At 50.9% G+C, this 15,639-nt stretch carries 13 protein-coding genes and 1 pseudogene; 6 read left to right on the top strand and 8 right to left on the bottom strand.

The annotated features are described in order from the left end of the window. Positions 1 to 9 precede the first annotated feature (9 nt). The 7 genes and pseudogenes from rng to NB647_RS08880 form a co-directional block, all read right to left on the bottom strand. Complete coding sequence (gene rng, locus NB647_RS08910; protein WP_269283109.1) at positions 10 to 1,473, bottom strand: ribonuclease G; 1,464 nt, start codon at positions 1,471 to 1,473, stop codon at positions 10 to 12. Beyond that, positions 1,470 to 2,093 (bottom strand): Maf family protein, encoded by a 624-nt coding sequence (locus NB647_RS08905; RefSeq protein WP_269283108.1) that lies wholly within the window; start codon positions 2,091 to 2,093, stop codon positions 1,470 to 1,472. Before NB647_RS08905 ends, rng begins: the two co-directional genes overlap by 4 nt. A 6-nt stretch (positions 2,094 to 2,099) precedes the next feature. Continuing rightward, on the bottom strand, positions 2,100 to 2,570 hold the full coding sequence (gene rlmH / locus NB647_RS08900; protein ID WP_269264248.1) for a 23S rRNA (pseudouridine(1915)-N(3))-methyltransferase RlmH: 471 nt from the start codon (positions 2,568 to 2,570) through the stop codon (positions 2,100 to 2,102). A gap of 112 nt (positions 2,571 to 2,682) precedes the next feature. Further along, positions 2,683 to 3,007 (bottom strand): annotated as a pseudogene (gene rsfS, locus NB647_RS08895) (ribosome silencing factor); the annotation flags it as partial. Next, positions 3,008 to 3,661: a nicotinate (nicotinamide) nucleotide adenylyltransferase gene (nadD, locus tag NB647_RS08890; protein ID WP_269264247.1), complete on the bottom strand. Its 654-nt coding sequence runs from the start codon at positions 3,659 to 3,661 to the stop codon at positions 3,008 to 3,010. 74 nt (positions 3,662 to 3,735) lie between these two features. Continuing rightward, positions 3,736 to 5,028 carry a phosphoribosylamine--glycine ligase gene (purD, locus tag NB647_RS08885; RefSeq protein WP_269283107.1) on the bottom strand — a complete coding sequence of 431 codons (1,293 nt, stop codon included), beginning with the start codon at positions 5,026 to 5,028 and terminating at the stop codon, positions 3,736 to 3,738. A 55-nt stretch (positions 5,029 to 5,083) separates the two neighbouring features. Further along, positions 5,084 to 5,812, bottom strand: coding sequence for a YebC/PmpR family DNA-binding transcriptional regulator (locus tag NB647_RS08880; protein WP_269277584.1), 729 nt, complete (start codon positions 5,810 to 5,812; stop codon positions 5,084 to 5,086). A 171-nt stretch (positions 5,813 to 5,983) separates the two neighbouring features. Between NB647_RS08880 and NB647_RS08875 the strand changes: the two genes are divergently transcribed. Further along, positions 5,984 to 7,027 carry a glucokinase gene (locus NB647_RS08875; RefSeq protein ID WP_269283105.1) on the top strand — a complete coding sequence of 348 codons (1,044 nt, stop codon included), beginning with the start codon at positions 5,984 to 5,986 and terminating at the stop codon, positions 7,025 to 7,027. Here NB647_RS08875 and ispH read toward each other — a convergent pair. After that, positions 7,020 to 7,940, bottom strand: coding sequence for a 4-hydroxy-3-methylbut-2-enyl diphosphate reductase (gene ispH, locus NB647_RS08870; RefSeq protein ID WP_269283103.1), 921 nt, complete (start codon positions 7,938 to 7,940; stop codon positions 7,020 to 7,022). The two genes, NB647_RS08875 and ispH, sit on opposite strands and share 8 nt — an antisense overlap. Positions 7,941 to 8,083: 143 nt before the next feature. On the opposite strand from ispH, the gene radC reads away from it, so the two are divergent. The 5 genes from radC (at position 8,084) to glnA (ending at position 15,635) form a co-directional block, all read left to right on the top strand. Beyond that, on the top strand, positions 8,084 to 8,758 hold the full coding sequence (gene radC, locus NB647_RS08865; protein WP_269283101.1) for a RadC family protein: 675 nt from the start codon (positions 8,084 to 8,086) through the stop codon (positions 8,756 to 8,758). A 593-nt stretch (positions 8,759 to 9,351) separates the two neighbouring features. Continuing rightward, positions 9,352 to 12,558, top strand: a complete 3,207-nt coding sequence (locus NB647_RS08860) for an ESPR-type extended signal peptide-containing protein (protein ID WP_269283099.1) — start codon at positions 9,352 to 9,354, stop codon at positions 12,556 to 12,558. A gap of 241 nt (positions 12,559 to 12,799) precedes the next feature. Then, positions 12,800 to 13,003, top strand: a complete 204-nt coding sequence (locus NB647_RS08855; RefSeq protein WP_269283097.1) for a hypothetical protein — start codon at positions 12,800 to 12,802, stop codon at positions 13,001 to 13,003. 202 nt (positions 13,004 to 13,205) lie between these two features. Then, the gene (locus NB647_RS08850; RefSeq protein WP_269283094.1) at positions 13,206 to 13,988 is read left to right on the top strand and encodes a competence/damage-inducible protein A; all 783 of its coding nucleotides are present in this window, start codon (positions 13,206 to 13,208) and stop codon (positions 13,986 to 13,988) included. Positions 13,989 to 14,219: 231 nt separating this feature from the next. After that, positions 14,220 to 15,635, top strand: a complete 1,416-nt coding sequence (gene glnA / locus NB647_RS08845; RefSeq protein ID WP_269283092.1) for a type I glutamate--ammonia ligase — start codon at positions 14,220 to 14,222, stop codon at positions 15,633 to 15,635. Positions 15,636 to 15,639 lie beyond the last annotated feature (4 nt).

Below are 15,639 nucleotides of genomic sequence, written 5' to 3'. Positions count from 1 at the left end.
AGAAACCAGTCACATCAGAATAACGTCATACTGGTTCTGCATGTACGCGGATTCAACTTGCAATGAAATCGGTTTTCCGATCAGATCACCCAATGTGGCCAGATGCTGGGATTCTTCTTCCAGAAAAAGGTCGATAACAATCTGGGATGCAAGAATCCGGAATTCTCTCGGGCTGAACTGCTTGGCTTCACGCATGATGTCGCGCATGATTTCATAACAGATGGTTTGCGGCGTCTTGACCTGTCCCTGACCGTGGCAGACCGGACAAGGTTCGCAAAGAATATGTGCCAGTGATTCACGCGTTCGTTTGCGGGTCATTTCGACAAGCCCTAATGCAGAAAAATCGGAAATGGAGACTTTCATCCGGTCATTGGCCATTGTTTTTTTGAGCTCTTCCATGACGGCATTTTTGTGTTCGGAATTGACCATATCGATGAAGTCGAGAATGATGATTCCGCCCAGATTGCGAAGTCTTAACTGGCGGGCAATGGCATGGGCGGCTTCGAGATTGGTCTTGAATATCGTGTCGTCGAATGTGCGTCCGTTGACGAAACCGCCGGTATTGACGTCAATCGTTGTCATGGCTTCCGTCTGGTCGATAATCAGATAACCTCCCGATTTCAGATTGACCCGTCGCGAGAGTGCAAGCTGGATTTCTTCTTCGACGTTATACAAATCGAAAAGCGGGCGATCGCCTTCATAGCAGGATATACGGTCAAGAATGTCCGGGGTGTAGATTCTGGCGAACTCTTGTAATTTGGCAAATTCATCATGGGAATCGACCAGAATTCTGGAGGTGTTTTCGTGCACGAAGTCGCGCAGAATCCGTTCTGACAGCGTCAGATCCTGATAGAGCAGGGCCGGTGCCGCCGTCGTATAGGCCTTGTCTTTCAATGAACGCCAGAGCTTTTTCAGGAAAACGGCATCGGTTTCAAGATCCTGGTCGGAGGCATCTTCCGCCATCGTCCGGATAATGAATCCTCCTTTTTCGTCTTCGGACAAAAATTGCTGTACCCGGGTCTTGAGCAGTTCGCGTTCCTTTTCATCCTGAATACGCTGCGATATCCCGATATGTTTTTCCTGGGGGAGGTAAACAAGCAATCGTCCCGCGATGGAAATCTGGGTGGATAGGCGAGCGCCCTTCGTTCCGAGCGGATCCTTGATGACCCGCACCATAACCGACTGGCCATCCGTCAGCATCCGTTCGATAGGAACCGGTTTTCCGGATGGCGTTTCCGTCTGATGTGCTTCGAGAATATCGTCGATATGGAGAAACGCGGCTCGCTCAAGCCCGATATCCACGAAAGCCGATTGCATGCCGGGAAGCACCCGGACGACGCGGCCAAGATAAACATTTCCAGCCAATCCCCGGGTTTGCGACCGCTCGATGTGCAGTTCCTGCGTAGCGCCTTCGGAAACGATGGCTATCCGGGTTTCCTGAGGGGTAACGTTGATAAGGATATCTTCAGTCATGGAATGGATATTCCTGCTTTTCTCAAGAGCACTGTTGTTTCATATAAAGGCAAACCCATGATACCGGAATAACTGCCCGTTATGTGTGTGATGAATTTGCCCGCCAGACCTTGTATGCCATAACCGCCCGCTTTATCAAATGGTTCACCGGTATCGACATAGGCATTGATGTGCCGGGACGTCAGCAATGCGAATGTCACATCCGATGTCTGCACAGTCTGGAACAGGTGTTCCTTGTTTCTGACCGCGACACTGGTCAGAACCTGATGGGTTTTTCCCGAGAGACGGCGGAGTATTTCTGTTGCCTCGTTTTTGTCGGCAGGTTTGCCAATAATTTCGCCTTCCATGACGACAGTCGTATCAGCCGTCAGAACAGGGTGTTCAGGCATGTTTTGTGTCACAAGAAACTGCCGGGCATACTCGGCCTTTTCCCGTGCGATTCTGCTGACATAATCGTATGCATTTTCTCCGGAATGAACGGCTTCATTCACCATATCGGAATGAACCGGATCCTGTTGTGGAACATCCAGTATCGTGAACCGGACGGCGATCTGGTTCAGCAATTTTTGACGTCTCGGACTTTTGGACGCCAGATAGATCATATTTTCGCCGGGGTGCATGGTTGTTCAGCTCCGGTGGTAAGGATGGTTTTGCAAAATAGTGGAAGCACGGTAAAGCTGCTCTGTCAGCAATATGCGAACCATACCATGCGGCAGCGTCAGAGAAGACAGCCGGATGAGAGAATCTGCCTGTTTTTTCAGCGTGGAGTCGAGCCCATCGGCACCTCCGATAACAAAAACAAGATCGCGTCCGTCCTGCAACCATTTTTTCATATTGTCGGCCAGTTGTACGGTGGACAGATCCTTTCCCCGTTCGTCCAGAGCGATGATTCTGGCTCCCTTCGGAATGGCAGACTGTATTTTCTGGGCCTCGGCCGCCATAACGGTTTCCGCATTCCTGTTTCCGGTTCGTTCGACAGGTTTCAGTTCCTTTAAGACAAAGTGCCATTCGGAAGGCATGCGTTTGGCATATTCCCTGAAACCGTTTTCAATCCAGTCCGGCATCCGGTGCCCGACAGCAATGACAGTGACTTGCATGAATACATTCAGTTTTCCGGTTGATCCGGAGAGGATGATTCCCCGGGCGTTCCAGCTTTTTTGCGGGAATTTCTTTTGGGAGAGAGGGCTTTTCTGGCGGTTTCCAGATCGATCTGTTTTCCTCCCCAGATTTCTTCCAGACGGTAGTAATTCCGGATAGGTGGCTGCATGATATGCACAATCAGATCACCGAGGTCAACCAGCACCCATTCCCCGGTATCCTCGCCTTCGATACTGATAACGTCTCCGCCGGCTTCCTTGATCTTGTCCCTGACCGATGCGGCCAGCGCTTTCGTTTGCCGATTGGAATTGCCAGATGCCACGATAATCCGTTCAAAAAGACTGGTCAGTTTGGTTGTATCGAAGAGAACGATATCCTGTGCCTTGACATCTTCCAGTGCATCAATGGCCAAAGCCTGTAATTTTTCAATATCCATTTAATTTTTGTATAAATTGTTTTCTTTGATATAACTCAAAACCGGAGCCGGTACCAATGCTGCCGGACTCTGGTCGTTTTGCAATGCGGCCCTGATTTCTGTCGCTGAAACGTTGATCTGCAAATCCGTGGCGAGATAAGTCAGTCCTGCCGGTGTGGAAATGATTTTTTCCGGAGCCGCAAAACGGCGTGAAAACTCGTCGGCTATCGCCTTGGGGATCAGCGCCAGCGAATTCGAGAATCCCGGGCGGGCGGATACGGCGATGTTGGTCAGATCGAAAAGTTGTCGCCAGTTATGCCAGGTGTCCAGGCGAAGGAGCTGGTCGGCCCCCATCAGAAAAATGAGCGAAACATCCGGCCCGACTTCATGGCGGATCGAACGCAAGGTATCGATGGTATATGTGGCTCCCGGACGGTCGATTTCCTGGGAGTCAATGGTAAAGGAAAGTCCAAGCGGTTTGAATGCACATTCCAGCATGGCGATGCGCTGTTTCGGGTTCGCTTTCAACAGAGGCTTTTGCCAGGGATTTCCGGCGGGAATGAGGCGCAACTCGTTGGTGTTGAATAAACGGCAGAAATATTTTCCAAGCTCGACATGTCCTACATGCACCGGATCGAAGCTGCCGCCTAAAAGAATGATACATCGCTTTGTCAAATCGACTCCGTTTCGGCTCAGGTTGTCTTGCCACTCCGTTCAAAGTGGCAAGACACAGGTTTAAACTGGGGCATTCATGTTGTCGGTACCGTCTTGTATGGCTTCAGGGCTCGCCATCCGATATCATGTCTGTATTGTACGCCTTCGAAATAAATGGACTCAACCGCATCATACGCGGTTTTTTGCGCCATACGCATGGAATCGGCCAGTCCGACGACACACAGGACCCTGCCTCCGGACGTCAGCAAACGTCCGTCGTGATCGAGCCGGGTTCCCGCATGAAAGACGATACAGTTTTCCGATTCTTTCGGTATTCCGGTAATGACCGCTCCCTTTTGGGGATTTTCAGGATAACCGGCCGATGCAAGAACAACACCCAGTGCAATCCGTCGGTCCCATTCCAGCTCTATCCTGTCCAGCGTTCCGTTAACGGCATGTTCGAGGACGAATGCCAGATCGCTTTTCAGTCTCGACAGGATAGGCTGTGTTTCCGGATCGCCCATGCGACAATTGAATTCGAGCGTTTTCGGATGCCCGTCCTTGTCGATCATGATACCGGCGTATAAAAAACCGGAATAGGGAATGCCGTCCTTGCGCATGCCGTTGACGGTCGGGACGATGATTTCCCGGAGAATACGGGCATGCAGTGCCGGTGTGACGACCGGTGCAGGGGAAAAAGCGCCCATTCCACCGGTATTGGGACCCTCGTCGTTGTCTTTCAGCCGTTTGTGGTCCTGGCTGGTTGCCAGAGGCAGAATATTCTTTCCATCGACCAGAACGATAAAACTGGCTTCTTCTCCCTCCAGAAACTCTTCGATGACAACCCGCGCACCTGCATCGCCCAGCTTGTTGTCGGACAACATCATGTTGACGGCATCATGAGCCTGCTGCACCGTCGTTGCGACAACCACTCCCTTGCCGGCAGCCAAGCCATCCGCCTTGATCACGATAGGCGCTCCCTGCCGGTCGATATACCGGTGCGCTTTTTCCGGATCCGTGAAAGTCTGGTACCGGGCGGTCGGAATGCCGTGACGTTCCATAAATGCCTTGGCAAAATCCTTGGAACTTTCAAGCTGGGCGGCTTCTTTGGTCGGGCCGAAAATCTTCAGGCCCCGTTCCCGGAAAATATTGACAATACCGGCCGCAAGGGGTGCTTCCGGACCGACGACAGTTATGGCGATATCGTTGGCAACGGCAAAATCGGCCAGTTCCGAAGGACTGGAAACCGACACGTTTTCAAGTCGGGGATCAAGAGCCGTACCACCGTTTCCCGGTGCGACATAGACTTTCTGTACCCTGACAGACTGTGCCAGCTTCCATGCAAGCGCATGCTCTCTGCCTCCCGAACCGATCACAAGAATATTCATCTAATCGAATGCCATCAAAAATTAATCAAACACGTCAGAAAAAGGCGGAACATGATCATTCCTCTTCAATAACGGCATTGGTATAGACTTCCTGGACATCATCCAGATTCTCCAGCGCATCCAGAAGTTTCTGCATTTTTTCGGCTTCTGCTCCGGTAAATTCCGTTTCGGAATTGGGACGCATGACGATTTCTGCCATTTCCGGTTTGAAACCGGCTTTTTCAAGAGCGTCCTTGACCTGTGCGAAATCAGCCGGTGCGCAAATAACCTCCAGACCACCTTCCTCATCGCTGATGATGTCTTCGGCACCGGCTTCAAGAGCGACTTCCATCAAAGCGTCTTCATCAGTACCGGGTGCGAAAAACAGTTGGCCGCAATGCTTGAACTGGAAGGCGACCGATCCTTCCGTTCCCATGTTGCCGCCGAATTTGGAAAAGGCGTGACGTACTTCGGATACGGTCCTGACACGGTTATCCGTCAGACAATCGACGATAATGGCCGCACCGTTGATGCCATAACCCTCGTAACGGACTTCCTCATAATTGACACCATCGAGTGTCCCTGTTCCTCGGGCGATTGCCCTTTGGACGTTTTCTTTCGGCATATTGGCTGCAGCGGCCTTGTCAGCAGCCAGCCGAAGGCGGGGATTGCTGTTGATATCCCCTCCACCCATACGGGCTGCAACAGTAATTTCCTTGATCAGTCTCGTCCAAATTTTTCCACGTTTGGCATCGGTTGCCGCTTTCTTGTGTTTAATATTGGCCCATTTACTATGTCCGGACATCGTATTCTTTCCATGAAATGTTAGCTAAATCGATAACAGATTTTAACATACTGCAGTAAGCCGAAAAAATCTCGTTGCCGCGCATTTGCCAGAAAAATGCCATTTCGGGTAAAGTCGGCAGACAACAGGAATAATTTTTCTCCTGTTCGATAATGGTGGAGACATTCGGAAATGACGACTTGTGTGTCCAGCGAAAAAGAAAAACGTGCCGCCAGAAGGACGGTGACGCGTCTGTTTCCCTGTCTGGTCGGCGATGTAGGCGGGACGAACGCGCGTTTTGCCATAGAAACGGCGCCGGGCCGTTTTGCGGCGATGGCCAGATTGCCGGTCAAAAACTTTTCAAATTTCGGCGAAGCGTTGCGGTTTTATCTGAAGCAGCCGGCATCCGTTACGGCCGGTTCGCCATCCGTCAGGACGGCCGCCGTCGCCATTGCCAATCCGCTTGATGGCGACAGAGTGAAAATGACCAATTCGGACTGGGCGTTTTCGGTTGACGGAGTCAGGAAAGCATTCGGACTGGACGTTTTTCTGCTCGTCAACGATTTCACCGCGCTTGCCATGTCGCTTCCGTTTTTGCCGGCAGACAGTCTGATCCAGTGTGGAGGCGGGACACGTGTCCCGGGAAAAGCCATTGGACTGATCGGTGCCGGAACAGGACTGGGCGTCTCCGGACTGGTTCCTTCGGGAGAATACTGGGTGCCTCTGGAAACAGAAGGGGGGCATGTATCGTTTTCTCCTGCAAACGATCTGGAAATGGAAATATTGAGGCAAACGAAAAAGCGTTACGACCATGTTTCCGCAGAACGGCTGATTTCAGGAATGGGACTGGAATGGCTGTATGTTTTGCTGGCTGAAATGGAAGGAATGCATGTGGCGCCATTGAAAGCTTCCGAAATTACAGGAAGAGCCCTGACGGGAGCGGACCGTTTGTGCGACCGGGTGGTTGAAGTGTTCTGCCAGATGCTGGGAACGGCCGCCGGCAATCTTGCCCTGACGCTGGGTGCAAGAGGAGGAATATTCATCGGAGGCGGTATCGTTCCGCATTTGAAAGAACGGTTTTTCACATCCGGTTTCAGGAAAAGGTTTGAAGAAAAAGGCCGTTTTTCAGAGTATGTTTCGAAAATCCCCGTTTTTGTCATAAAAGACACATTCGCCGCTTTCACAGGGGTTTCCATCCTGATGGACAATTATTCTGAAAGTCTCTTGTCTATTTGAGTCCCTTGGGCAAGGGAAAAACCAGCGATTCTTCCATGCCGTGCATTTCCGTCACCGATTCCGCTTTAGCCCGTCTGAGCAGATCGACGACTTCCGTCACGAGAATTTCCGGAGCGGAAGCTCCCGCCGTGACGCCGATATATTCGTGACCGGCAAGCCAGTCCATGCTGATTTGCGATGCATTGTCCACCATATGGGCCGTTGCCCCGTTTTTCTCGGCCATTTCCCTTAACCGGTTGGAATTGGAGCTGTTCGGGCTGCCGACGACAATGATCAGGCTGGCTTTTTTGGCCAGCAACTTGACCGCTTCCTGCCGGTTGGTTGTGGCATAACAGATGTCCGCTTTTTTCGGCTCGACAATGAAAGGGAACCGGGTTTTCAGGGAATGAATGATTTCGGCGGTATCATCGACAGATAGCGTGGTCTGGGAGACATAGGCCAGCTTTTCCGGATTTTCGACCTGTAGTGTCGCGATATCGTTCAGGTCGTTTATCAGATACATGCCTGAATCCGCCTGTCCGAGCGTCCCTTCCACCTCAGGATGCCCCTTGTGCCCGATCACGACGATTTCATGGCCGTCTTTCCGTCTTTTGGCCACTTCGGCATGGACTTTCGTCACCAGAGGGCAAGTCGCGTCGAAAAGTCTGAAACGGCGTTTTTCCGCTTCGCGCCGTATCGCCTGCGAAACCCCATGCGCGGAAAAGATCAGAACGCTGCCGGCAGGGACGTCATCCAGTTCTTCGATGAAAACAGCGCCTTTTTCTTTCAGGCGGTTGACGACGTAAGTGTTGTGGACGATTTCGTGACGGACATATACCGGTTTGCCGAAAAGAGACAGAGCACGCTCGACGGTCTCGATCGCACGTTTGACACCGGCGCAGAATCCTCGGGGTTGGGCCAGAATAACTTTCATGGAATCATGGAGCCGAAAGGCAGAGATTGTAAATACGATATTTTGTCAAGCCGGATTTTTTGAAATAAAATTCTCACCTTTGCCGGTCCGGACGAAACCGGCAACAGTCCCTATATTATCAGATAAGACCGAAAGTTCCGTTTATGGCGATTACTGACTGGCCGTCACATGAAAGACCTCGTGAACGTTTGATCAAGGGAGGGCCCGGTCAACTGTCGGATGCAGAACTGCTGGCCATTTTCCTGAGAACAGGAACAAGCGGAAAAAGTGCGGTCGATCTGGGACGTGAAATCATGATGCATTTCGGTTCCCTCTCACGTCTTTTTTCCGCGAAACTGAAAGACTTTGCCGGATTGAATGGAATCGGTCCGGCGAAATATGCCCAGTTACAGGCCATTTTAGAGCTTGCAAGACGACTGCTGGCAGAAGATTTGCAAAGTGGAGTGACACTGTCTTCATCCGAAAAAGTGACGAACTATCTCCAGCTTTATTTCAGCCGCCAGACACATGAGTCTTTCGTCGTGCTGTTTCTGGATGTCAAAAACAAGCTGATCGAATGCAATGAAATGTTCAGGGGAACCCTGTCGCATACCAGTGTTTATCCGAGAGAAGTCGTCAAAGCTGCTTTGGAGAATAACGCTGCCAGTGTCATTTTGGCACACAATCACCCTTCCGGGACGGTGGAACCCAGCAATGCGGATAAAACACTGACACGTTCACTCAAGCAGGCGTTGGGATTGGTGGATATCCGGGTTCTGGATCATATTATTGTGGCGGGCAGGAAAACCTTTTCATTTGCGGAAAACACCATCCTGTAAAAAATGTTTTCCGGACATCCCTTTTTTGCCTTGTCCGGCCCGGTGGAGTCGGAAGGGGCTCCTGCATAAACCATTCATCCGTTTCCATTCATGGAATGGCCTGTCCTGCGCGGAAGATTTTCTCCATTTTATCCGGAGTTGTCGGAAAGAAGAAACCGGAACCGGTATTTTTCCCACAAAAACCGCAAAATCCGGCCAGGAATCCTGGCCGTATGATCCAGAAAGAAAACAATCACAAAACAGATAATGAAAAAGCGTTTTCCCGGCAGTCTAAAAAGACATCCCCAACAGGTTGTAACAAAAATATGACAACGGTTAATAATCATTGACGGGTCTGCTAATAATCAAAAAGACACTAAAAGTATCTTCATCAAGAAGATAACATTCCTTTGCAATTCAATGCAATAACCACATTTTCCTATTTCCCTTTTTTCACGGAGAAATCCGTCAAAAGCGTCATAAATAAATCAGAAAAGGTTTTTTCATTCAATGAATTAACTGCGTTTTGGTCGTCCTTTTCTGATTATTAGCAGACACAAGATAGCGGAAAGCTGAAAAAAGCTCGTAAGAGTCGTACCAACAGGGAGAGTAATGTGAACAGAATATACAAGGTTGTATTCAATAAAAGAAAAGGGATGCTGGTGGTGGCCAGTGAACTGGCGAAAACGGCAGTGAAATCGGGAACGAAACTCGTTGCGGCAACGGTTGTGGGGGCTGCTTTGTCCGTGGGGGGCGTGGCTTATGCACAAACAGCAATGATAGAAAGTTCTGGTAGTGATAGTGATTTTGTTGTTCGTGATGCCGGACTGGTTGTGTCGGATAAGGATGCTGAGATATCAAAAGGTAATCTTTTGGTGAAAGAAGGATCGATTGCAGCGAAAGATATTCACAATGTGGGGAATACGACAAGTCTGAATAATGATGGTTCGATTTCAATAGGAAAAGATGCGCCCGATAGTAGTGGGCAGTCTGATCTTAGTACTGCCAAGACCACTTTGGGGGCTGACGGTTCGGTTTCAGCAGCCGGAGGTAAATTTACCGTCGGAACGACCGGAGCGACGACAGCGGACAGTCTGGATGTCACCAACAACGCGACAGTAGGAGGAACACTGGATGTCACCGGCAAGACGACATTGGGAGAACTGGAAGCCGGAGCGACGACAGTGGGCAGTCTGACCTCGAATGGAACGATCAGTGGAACCGACATCACGGCATCTGGTGCCTTATCGGGAGACAGTCTGGATGTCACCAACAACGCGACAGTAGGAGGAACACTGGGTGTCACCGGCAAGACGACATTGGGAGAACTGGAAGCCGGAGCGACGACAGTGGGCAGTCTGACCTCGAATGGAACGATCAGTGGAACCGACATCACGGCATCTGGTGCCTTATCGGGAGACAGTCTGGGTGTCACCAACAACGCGACAGTAGGAGGAACACTGGATGTCACCGGCAAGACGACATTGGGAGAACTGGAAGCCGGAGCGACGACAGTGGGCAGTCTGACCTCGAATGGAACGATCAGTGGAACCGACATCACGGCATCTGGTGCCTTATCGGGAGACAGTCTGGGTGTCACCAACAATGCGACAGTAGGAGGAACACTGGATGTCACCGGCAATGCATCAGTTGGTGGAGATCTGTCCGTAACCGGAGGTGCTACGGTAGAAGGCAAACTGACGGCTGAAGGCGATGCGGATATCGGTAGTGTGGGAACGGCAGGCAATACAACCGTCAACATCAACACGGCAAGTACAGGAAACACCAACATCGGTGGGGCCGATGTCAGTTTGGCCGGTACGAATTCGACCACAGTCGGATCGACATCCAGCGAGACAACCATTAACGGAAGCAATGTTACCGTCAATGGCAATACTACTCTGAATGATAATCTGACAGTTAAAGGTGCCTCTGACTTGCAGGGTGATACCGAAATTGCTTCTAATGCAGGAGCCAGCGCGACTATTGGCAATGCAACTGGAACAACTGAAGTCAATGGTGACACCGTTACCATTACTGGAACGACAAGTGTCAAAACGGAAGTCGGAAGTTCCACCATAGAGACAGATGCGAATGGAACAACCATAACCGGTAAGACCAACAGCATGACTAGCGGGACAACCGGAAATACCATCACCAATGGTGAAAACGGAAACACTATCACAGCGGCAGCGGGATCAACCAATACGATAACGGGAAATACCGATATCAATGCAACGGGAAATGCTGCTACCACGATTGGCAGTGCAGATGCCGATGCGGGAGATGTCACCCTGAGGTCTGGCGGAAACAGCCTTGTCATAAATAAAGATGACGGAACCAAGGTAACGGGTGATATGGAAGTCACGGGAGATACCCAACTGGATGGTACCCTAACCGTCACCGGCAATACGACCTTGAATGGTGATGTCAATCAGATTGGCAAGGCAGATGGTTCGTCAACCAGCAACACCATTAAAGCCAAAAACAACACCATGGAAGCGACGGATGGAGCAAATACCATCAAAGCCAGCCAGACCAATGACATCATTGGTGGAACAGGCAACAATATCACCGCCACGACCGGAGATAATGTCCTGACAGCAAATGATGGTCAGAATAAGATGGCAAGCGGAGATAGCACCATCACAAACAGTGCGGCGAATGGCAATGCCATGACAACGACAACAGGTGGTAATACGAATTCGATCACCAATGACGCGAATGGGAATACCATGACAGCGGCGGCGGGATCGACCAATACGATAACGGGAACGACCAATATCAACACAACCGGGGATGCTAATACCAGCATTGGTAACACGACAGGAACAGTTGGAATAACCGGAAGCCAAGTTGACATCAACACCGCGGCAGGAGATGGCGCCACCAACATCGGCAGTGCCAACAACACCAGTGCGGTTACCATAGCCTCGGGCAGTGCAAGCCTTGTTACGGAAAACGGTAACAACACCTTGACAGTCGGGGACGGTGGAACCAACACCATCAGTGCAACGGGAACGGGCAAAAACGTCATTTCCTCGGAAACGACCAATGAAATGTCAGCGGCAGAAAGCAACACTATCAGGGCGGGTAGTGGCAGCAACTACAACGACATCACCATCAACAACACAGGAGCGGCAGAAGGCGTCATCGTCAATGCTATCGGTACGACCAATGGTGTCGTCATGAACGGAGGAGTGGCAGGACAGACAGGCAACGCCACGATGGTTCTGTCCGGAACCAAAGCTGCCTTGACCGCAAGCACAGGAACCGGGTTGGATATCAACGGCGCAACAGCTGATACCACTACCCTGAGCGGTGGAACATCAACAGGTACTGCTTCGACCGTTACCCTGGCGGACAACAGTGCTAGCGTCATGACAGCACAGCAAGCTGGTGGATATAGAAATGGTATGTGGGCAGATGCTTCTAGCGCCAACCTGACTGGTGGTGGAAACACCTTGAGTATGAGTTCCAGCGGAGCACGGTTCTCCAATAGCACTGGTGGTCCAATCAAAGTTACCGGTGTTGCTAACGGTACCAGCAAATACGACGCCGTCAACTACGGCCAGTTGCAAGACGTAGAAAGACTGGCATCCCGTGGTATCGCTTCCGTAACAGCGATGGCCAACATCCCGCAAGTCGAGCCTGGCAAAACCTTCTCGGTTGGTGCCGGTATCGGTAGCTACAACGGCTATCAGGCCCTGTCAATAGGAGCGAGTGGCCGCATCTTCGACGGACTCGTCGTCAAAGCCGCAGTCGGATCGTCAGAAAACGGACATGCCGCCTTTGGCGGAGGTGTTTCGTACTCCTGGTAAAAGAGGGAAAAAGCCGACAAGGCGAAAATGGTCAAAACGGGCTGGCAGCAAAACTGCCGGCCCGTTTTGCGTGAAGAAAACGAAAAAGAAAGGAATGATGTGAAAAACTGGAAAAACATACTGGTCGTCCTGTTGATCGGGATGATGGCGGTTTTACCGGCGCAGGCACAAAAAAAGACGAAAAAAAGCATCTTCGGCCCAAACAGTGCCGTCCCAGTCGGGAGGCCCGCGGATGCAATTCATGGGAAAATTCGACGCGGGTGTGCCGAACGCAGGGATCTACAAGATGTATGATGCCTCGGACGATGTCGTATGTTACATCCTGATGCCGGATTTGCCGGTCACGAAAAAAATCCCGCAGGGAGTGATGTACGAGGGTAATTCGATCGGTGCGATCAGTTGCCTGAAGGTCCGGGTGCATGTCGTTCCGATTTCCGGCCGGTAAGGCGGAAATGCCATCGTCCGAACGGACGGGAAGAAATGGTGGCGGGCAAGAAAAGAACTTCTTTTTTTCGGAGAAAAAGAACGGGAGACTACCGGTATGGGTTGCATGGCATATCGGGAGGATGCTGTCATCCGGTGTGATTTATGTCAGAATGCGGGATCGGTTTTTTTGTGTGTTTCCTCGAATCAGGGATGAATGGATCATGGCTATCGGGCTTATCATTATCGGTGATGAAATCATGTCTGGCAAAAGAAGCGACCAGCATTTTCCCAACGTTGTCCAGATTCTCAGGGAACGGGGGCTTGGTCTTGACTGGGCGCGTTATCTGGGGGATGAACCGGAAAGGATCGTTTCGGTTCTCAGGGAAACGTTCGCCAGTTCCGATATTGTTTTCTGTTGCGGCGGTATCGGTTCCACACCGGATGACCATACGAGACAGTGTGCGTCCATTGCTCTGGGCAAACCGCTTGAACTTCATCCTGAAGCGGAATCGAAAATCCGCGAACGGATAGCGGATACCGCGACCGACAGGAACCGGATCGATTATGATTCTCCTGACAATGTCAGACGTCTCAAGATGGGGGAGTATCCGGCCGGTTCGAAAATCATTCCCAATCCGGTCAATAAAATTCCCGGTTTTTCCTATGGCACGCATTATTTCGTACCGGGATTTCCCCAGATGGCGAAAGCGATGATCGCCTGGGCGCTCGATACATATCATGGCACGCTTTTCCATCAGGTTGAATATGGAGAAAAATCGGTCGTGGTTTATGGAGCCGTCGAGGCGAAGATGACGCCGTTGCTGGAGAAAATAGAAGCCTGTTTCCCGACTGTCAGGGTATTCAGTCTGCCCCATATGGGCAATACCAGACTGAGCAATTATGTGGAAATGGGGGTCAAGGGGCATCCGGACAGTCTTGACGATTCGTTCAGAATGCTGCTGGATGGGCTGGACGAAATCGGTGCACAATATCACTCGGATTGATCGATATCGTTCATAATGTTGCAATGCTTCATTATGGTGCAAAAACGGGCGTTATAATGCACTTTTATGGTGCGCGCTCATTCCGTTCATGGGATTCATTCGTGCTTTCGGGGGCAGGAAGGTCTTTGGTACAGAAATAAAATCTGGCACGGAAAATGCTTTTCTGGAATCAGGTTTGTAAAACGGCACTGATAGAAAGCCAAAAGGGAAGAATTTACTAAGGAGAACAGTATGTCTAGGACTGCGGAAGATGTCTTGAAAATGATCAAGGAAAACGAAGCCAAATTTGTCGATCTTCGTTTCACCGATACCCGGGGAAAGGAACAACACGTCAGTGTTCCCGCTTCAAGTTTCGATATCGACAAGTTTGAGGAGGGGCACGCATTCGACGGTTCTTCCGTTGCCGGATGGAAAGGTATCGAAGCTTCGGACATGTTGTTGTTTCCGGATCCTTCCACCGCCAATCTGGATCCTTTTATGGAAGATGCAACCATTTTCATGCAGTGTGATGTCGTCGAACCGTCGGATGGCAAGGGATACGACCGGGATCCGCGTTCGATTGCCAAGCGGGCTGAGGCACATCTGAAGTCTTCAGGCATTGGCGATATGGCTTTTTTCGGACCGGAACCGGAATTTTTCATCTTTGACGGTGTTCGCTGGGAAAACAATATGTCCGGCTGTTTTTTCAAGATCGATTCCGAAGAAGGTTCCTGGTCGACGGGACTCAAGATGGAAGGTGGCAATACCGGTCATCGTCCTGCCGTAAAGGGCGGTTATTTCCCGGTGCCGCCGGTAGACAGTTTCCAGGACATGCGGTCCGAAATGTGTCTGTTGCTGGAGCAGATGGGCATTCCGGTCGAGGTTCACCATCATGAAGTGGCCGGCGCTGGCCAGAATGAAATCGGTACCCGTTTTTCCACACTGGTACAGCGTGCGGACTGGACGCAGAATCTGAAATATATCGTATGGAATGTGGCTCATACCTACGGCAAAACGGCAACATTCATGCCCAAACCGATTGTTGGGGATAACGGGTCGGGGATGCATGTTCACCAGTCTATCTGGAAAGATGGCAAAAACCTGTTTGCCGGCGACGGTTATGCCGGATTGTCTGAATTTGCCCTGTATTACATCGGTGGTATTATCAAACATGCACGGGCATTGAATGCCATCACCAATCCGGGTACCAATTCATACAAGCGTCTGGTTCCGGGTTTTGAAGCACCGGTCAAATTGGCCTATTCCGCTCGCAACCGTTCTGCTTCCATCCGTATTCCTCATGTTTCGAATCCGAAAGGACGTCGTGTCGAAACGCGTTTCCCGGATCCACTGGCCAATCCGTATCTTTGTTTCGCTGCATTGCTGATGGCCGGGCTCGACGGTATCCAGAACCGGATTCATCCGGGAGAACCGGCTTCCAAGGATCTGTATCACCTGCCTCCGGAAGAAGACGCTCTGATCCCGACAGTCTGTTCTTCGCTGGATCAGGCGCTGGAAGCGCTGGACAAGGATCGTGAATTCCTGACAAGAGGCGGTGTTTTCAGCAATGTCATGATCGATGCCTATATCGAGCTGAAAATGCAGGAAGTCCAGCGTTTCCGCATGGCACCGCATCCTGTTGAATTCGATATGTATTATTCCCTGTAATACG

Origin of the sequence: Oxalobacter aliiformigenes (genome assembly GCF_027116575.1) — a bacterium.
Lineage (GTDB): Bacteria > Pseudomonadota > Gammaproteobacteria > Burkholderiales > Burkholderiaceae_D > Oxalobacter > Oxalobacter aliiformigenes.
The sequence above is the reverse complement of the archived record's forward strand: the minus strand, read 5'-3'. Positions and strand labels throughout refer to the sequence as shown.

Coding starts and splice junctions, on each gene's coding strand:
- radC (WP_269283101.1), top strand. CDS start 8,084: ATGGCGATTACTGACTGGCCGTCACATGAAAGACCTCGTGAACGTTTG.
- NB647_RS08905 (WP_269283108.1), bottom strand. CDS start 2,093: ATGCACCCCGGCGAAAATATGATCTATCTGGCGTCCAAAAGTCCGAGA.
- NB647_RS08855 (WP_269283097.1), top strand. CDS start 12,800: ATGGGAAAATTCGACGCGGGTGTGCCGAACGCAGGGATCTACAAGATG.
- glnA (WP_269283092.1), top strand. CDS start 14,220: ATGTCTAGGACTGCGGAAGATGTCTTGAAAATGATCAAGGAAAACGAA.
- ispH (WP_269283103.1), bottom strand. CDS start 7,940: ATGAAAGTTATTCTGGCCCAACCCCGAGGATTCTGCGCCGGTGTCAAA.
- rng (WP_269283109.1), bottom strand. CDS start 1,473: ATGACTGAAGATATCCTTATCAACGTTACCCCTCAGGAAACCCGGATA.
- NB647_RS08880 (WP_269277584.1), bottom strand. CDS start 5,812: ATGTCCGGACATAGTAAATGGGCCAATATTAAACACAAGAAAGCGGCA.
- NB647_RS08850 (WP_269283094.1), top strand. CDS start 13,206: ATGGCTATCGGGCTTATCATTATCGGTGATGAAATCATGTCTGGCAAA.
- purD (WP_269283107.1), bottom strand. CDS start 5,028: ATGAATATTCTTGTGATCGGTTCGGGAGGCAGAGAGCATGCGCTTGCA.
- rlmH (WP_269264248.1), bottom strand. CDS start 2,570: ATGCAAGTCACTGTCATTGCTGTCGGGCACCGGATGCCGGACTGGATT.
- NB647_RS08875 (WP_269283105.1), top strand. CDS start 5,984: ATGACGACTTGTGTGTCCAGCGAAAAAGAAAAACGTGCCGCCAGAAGG.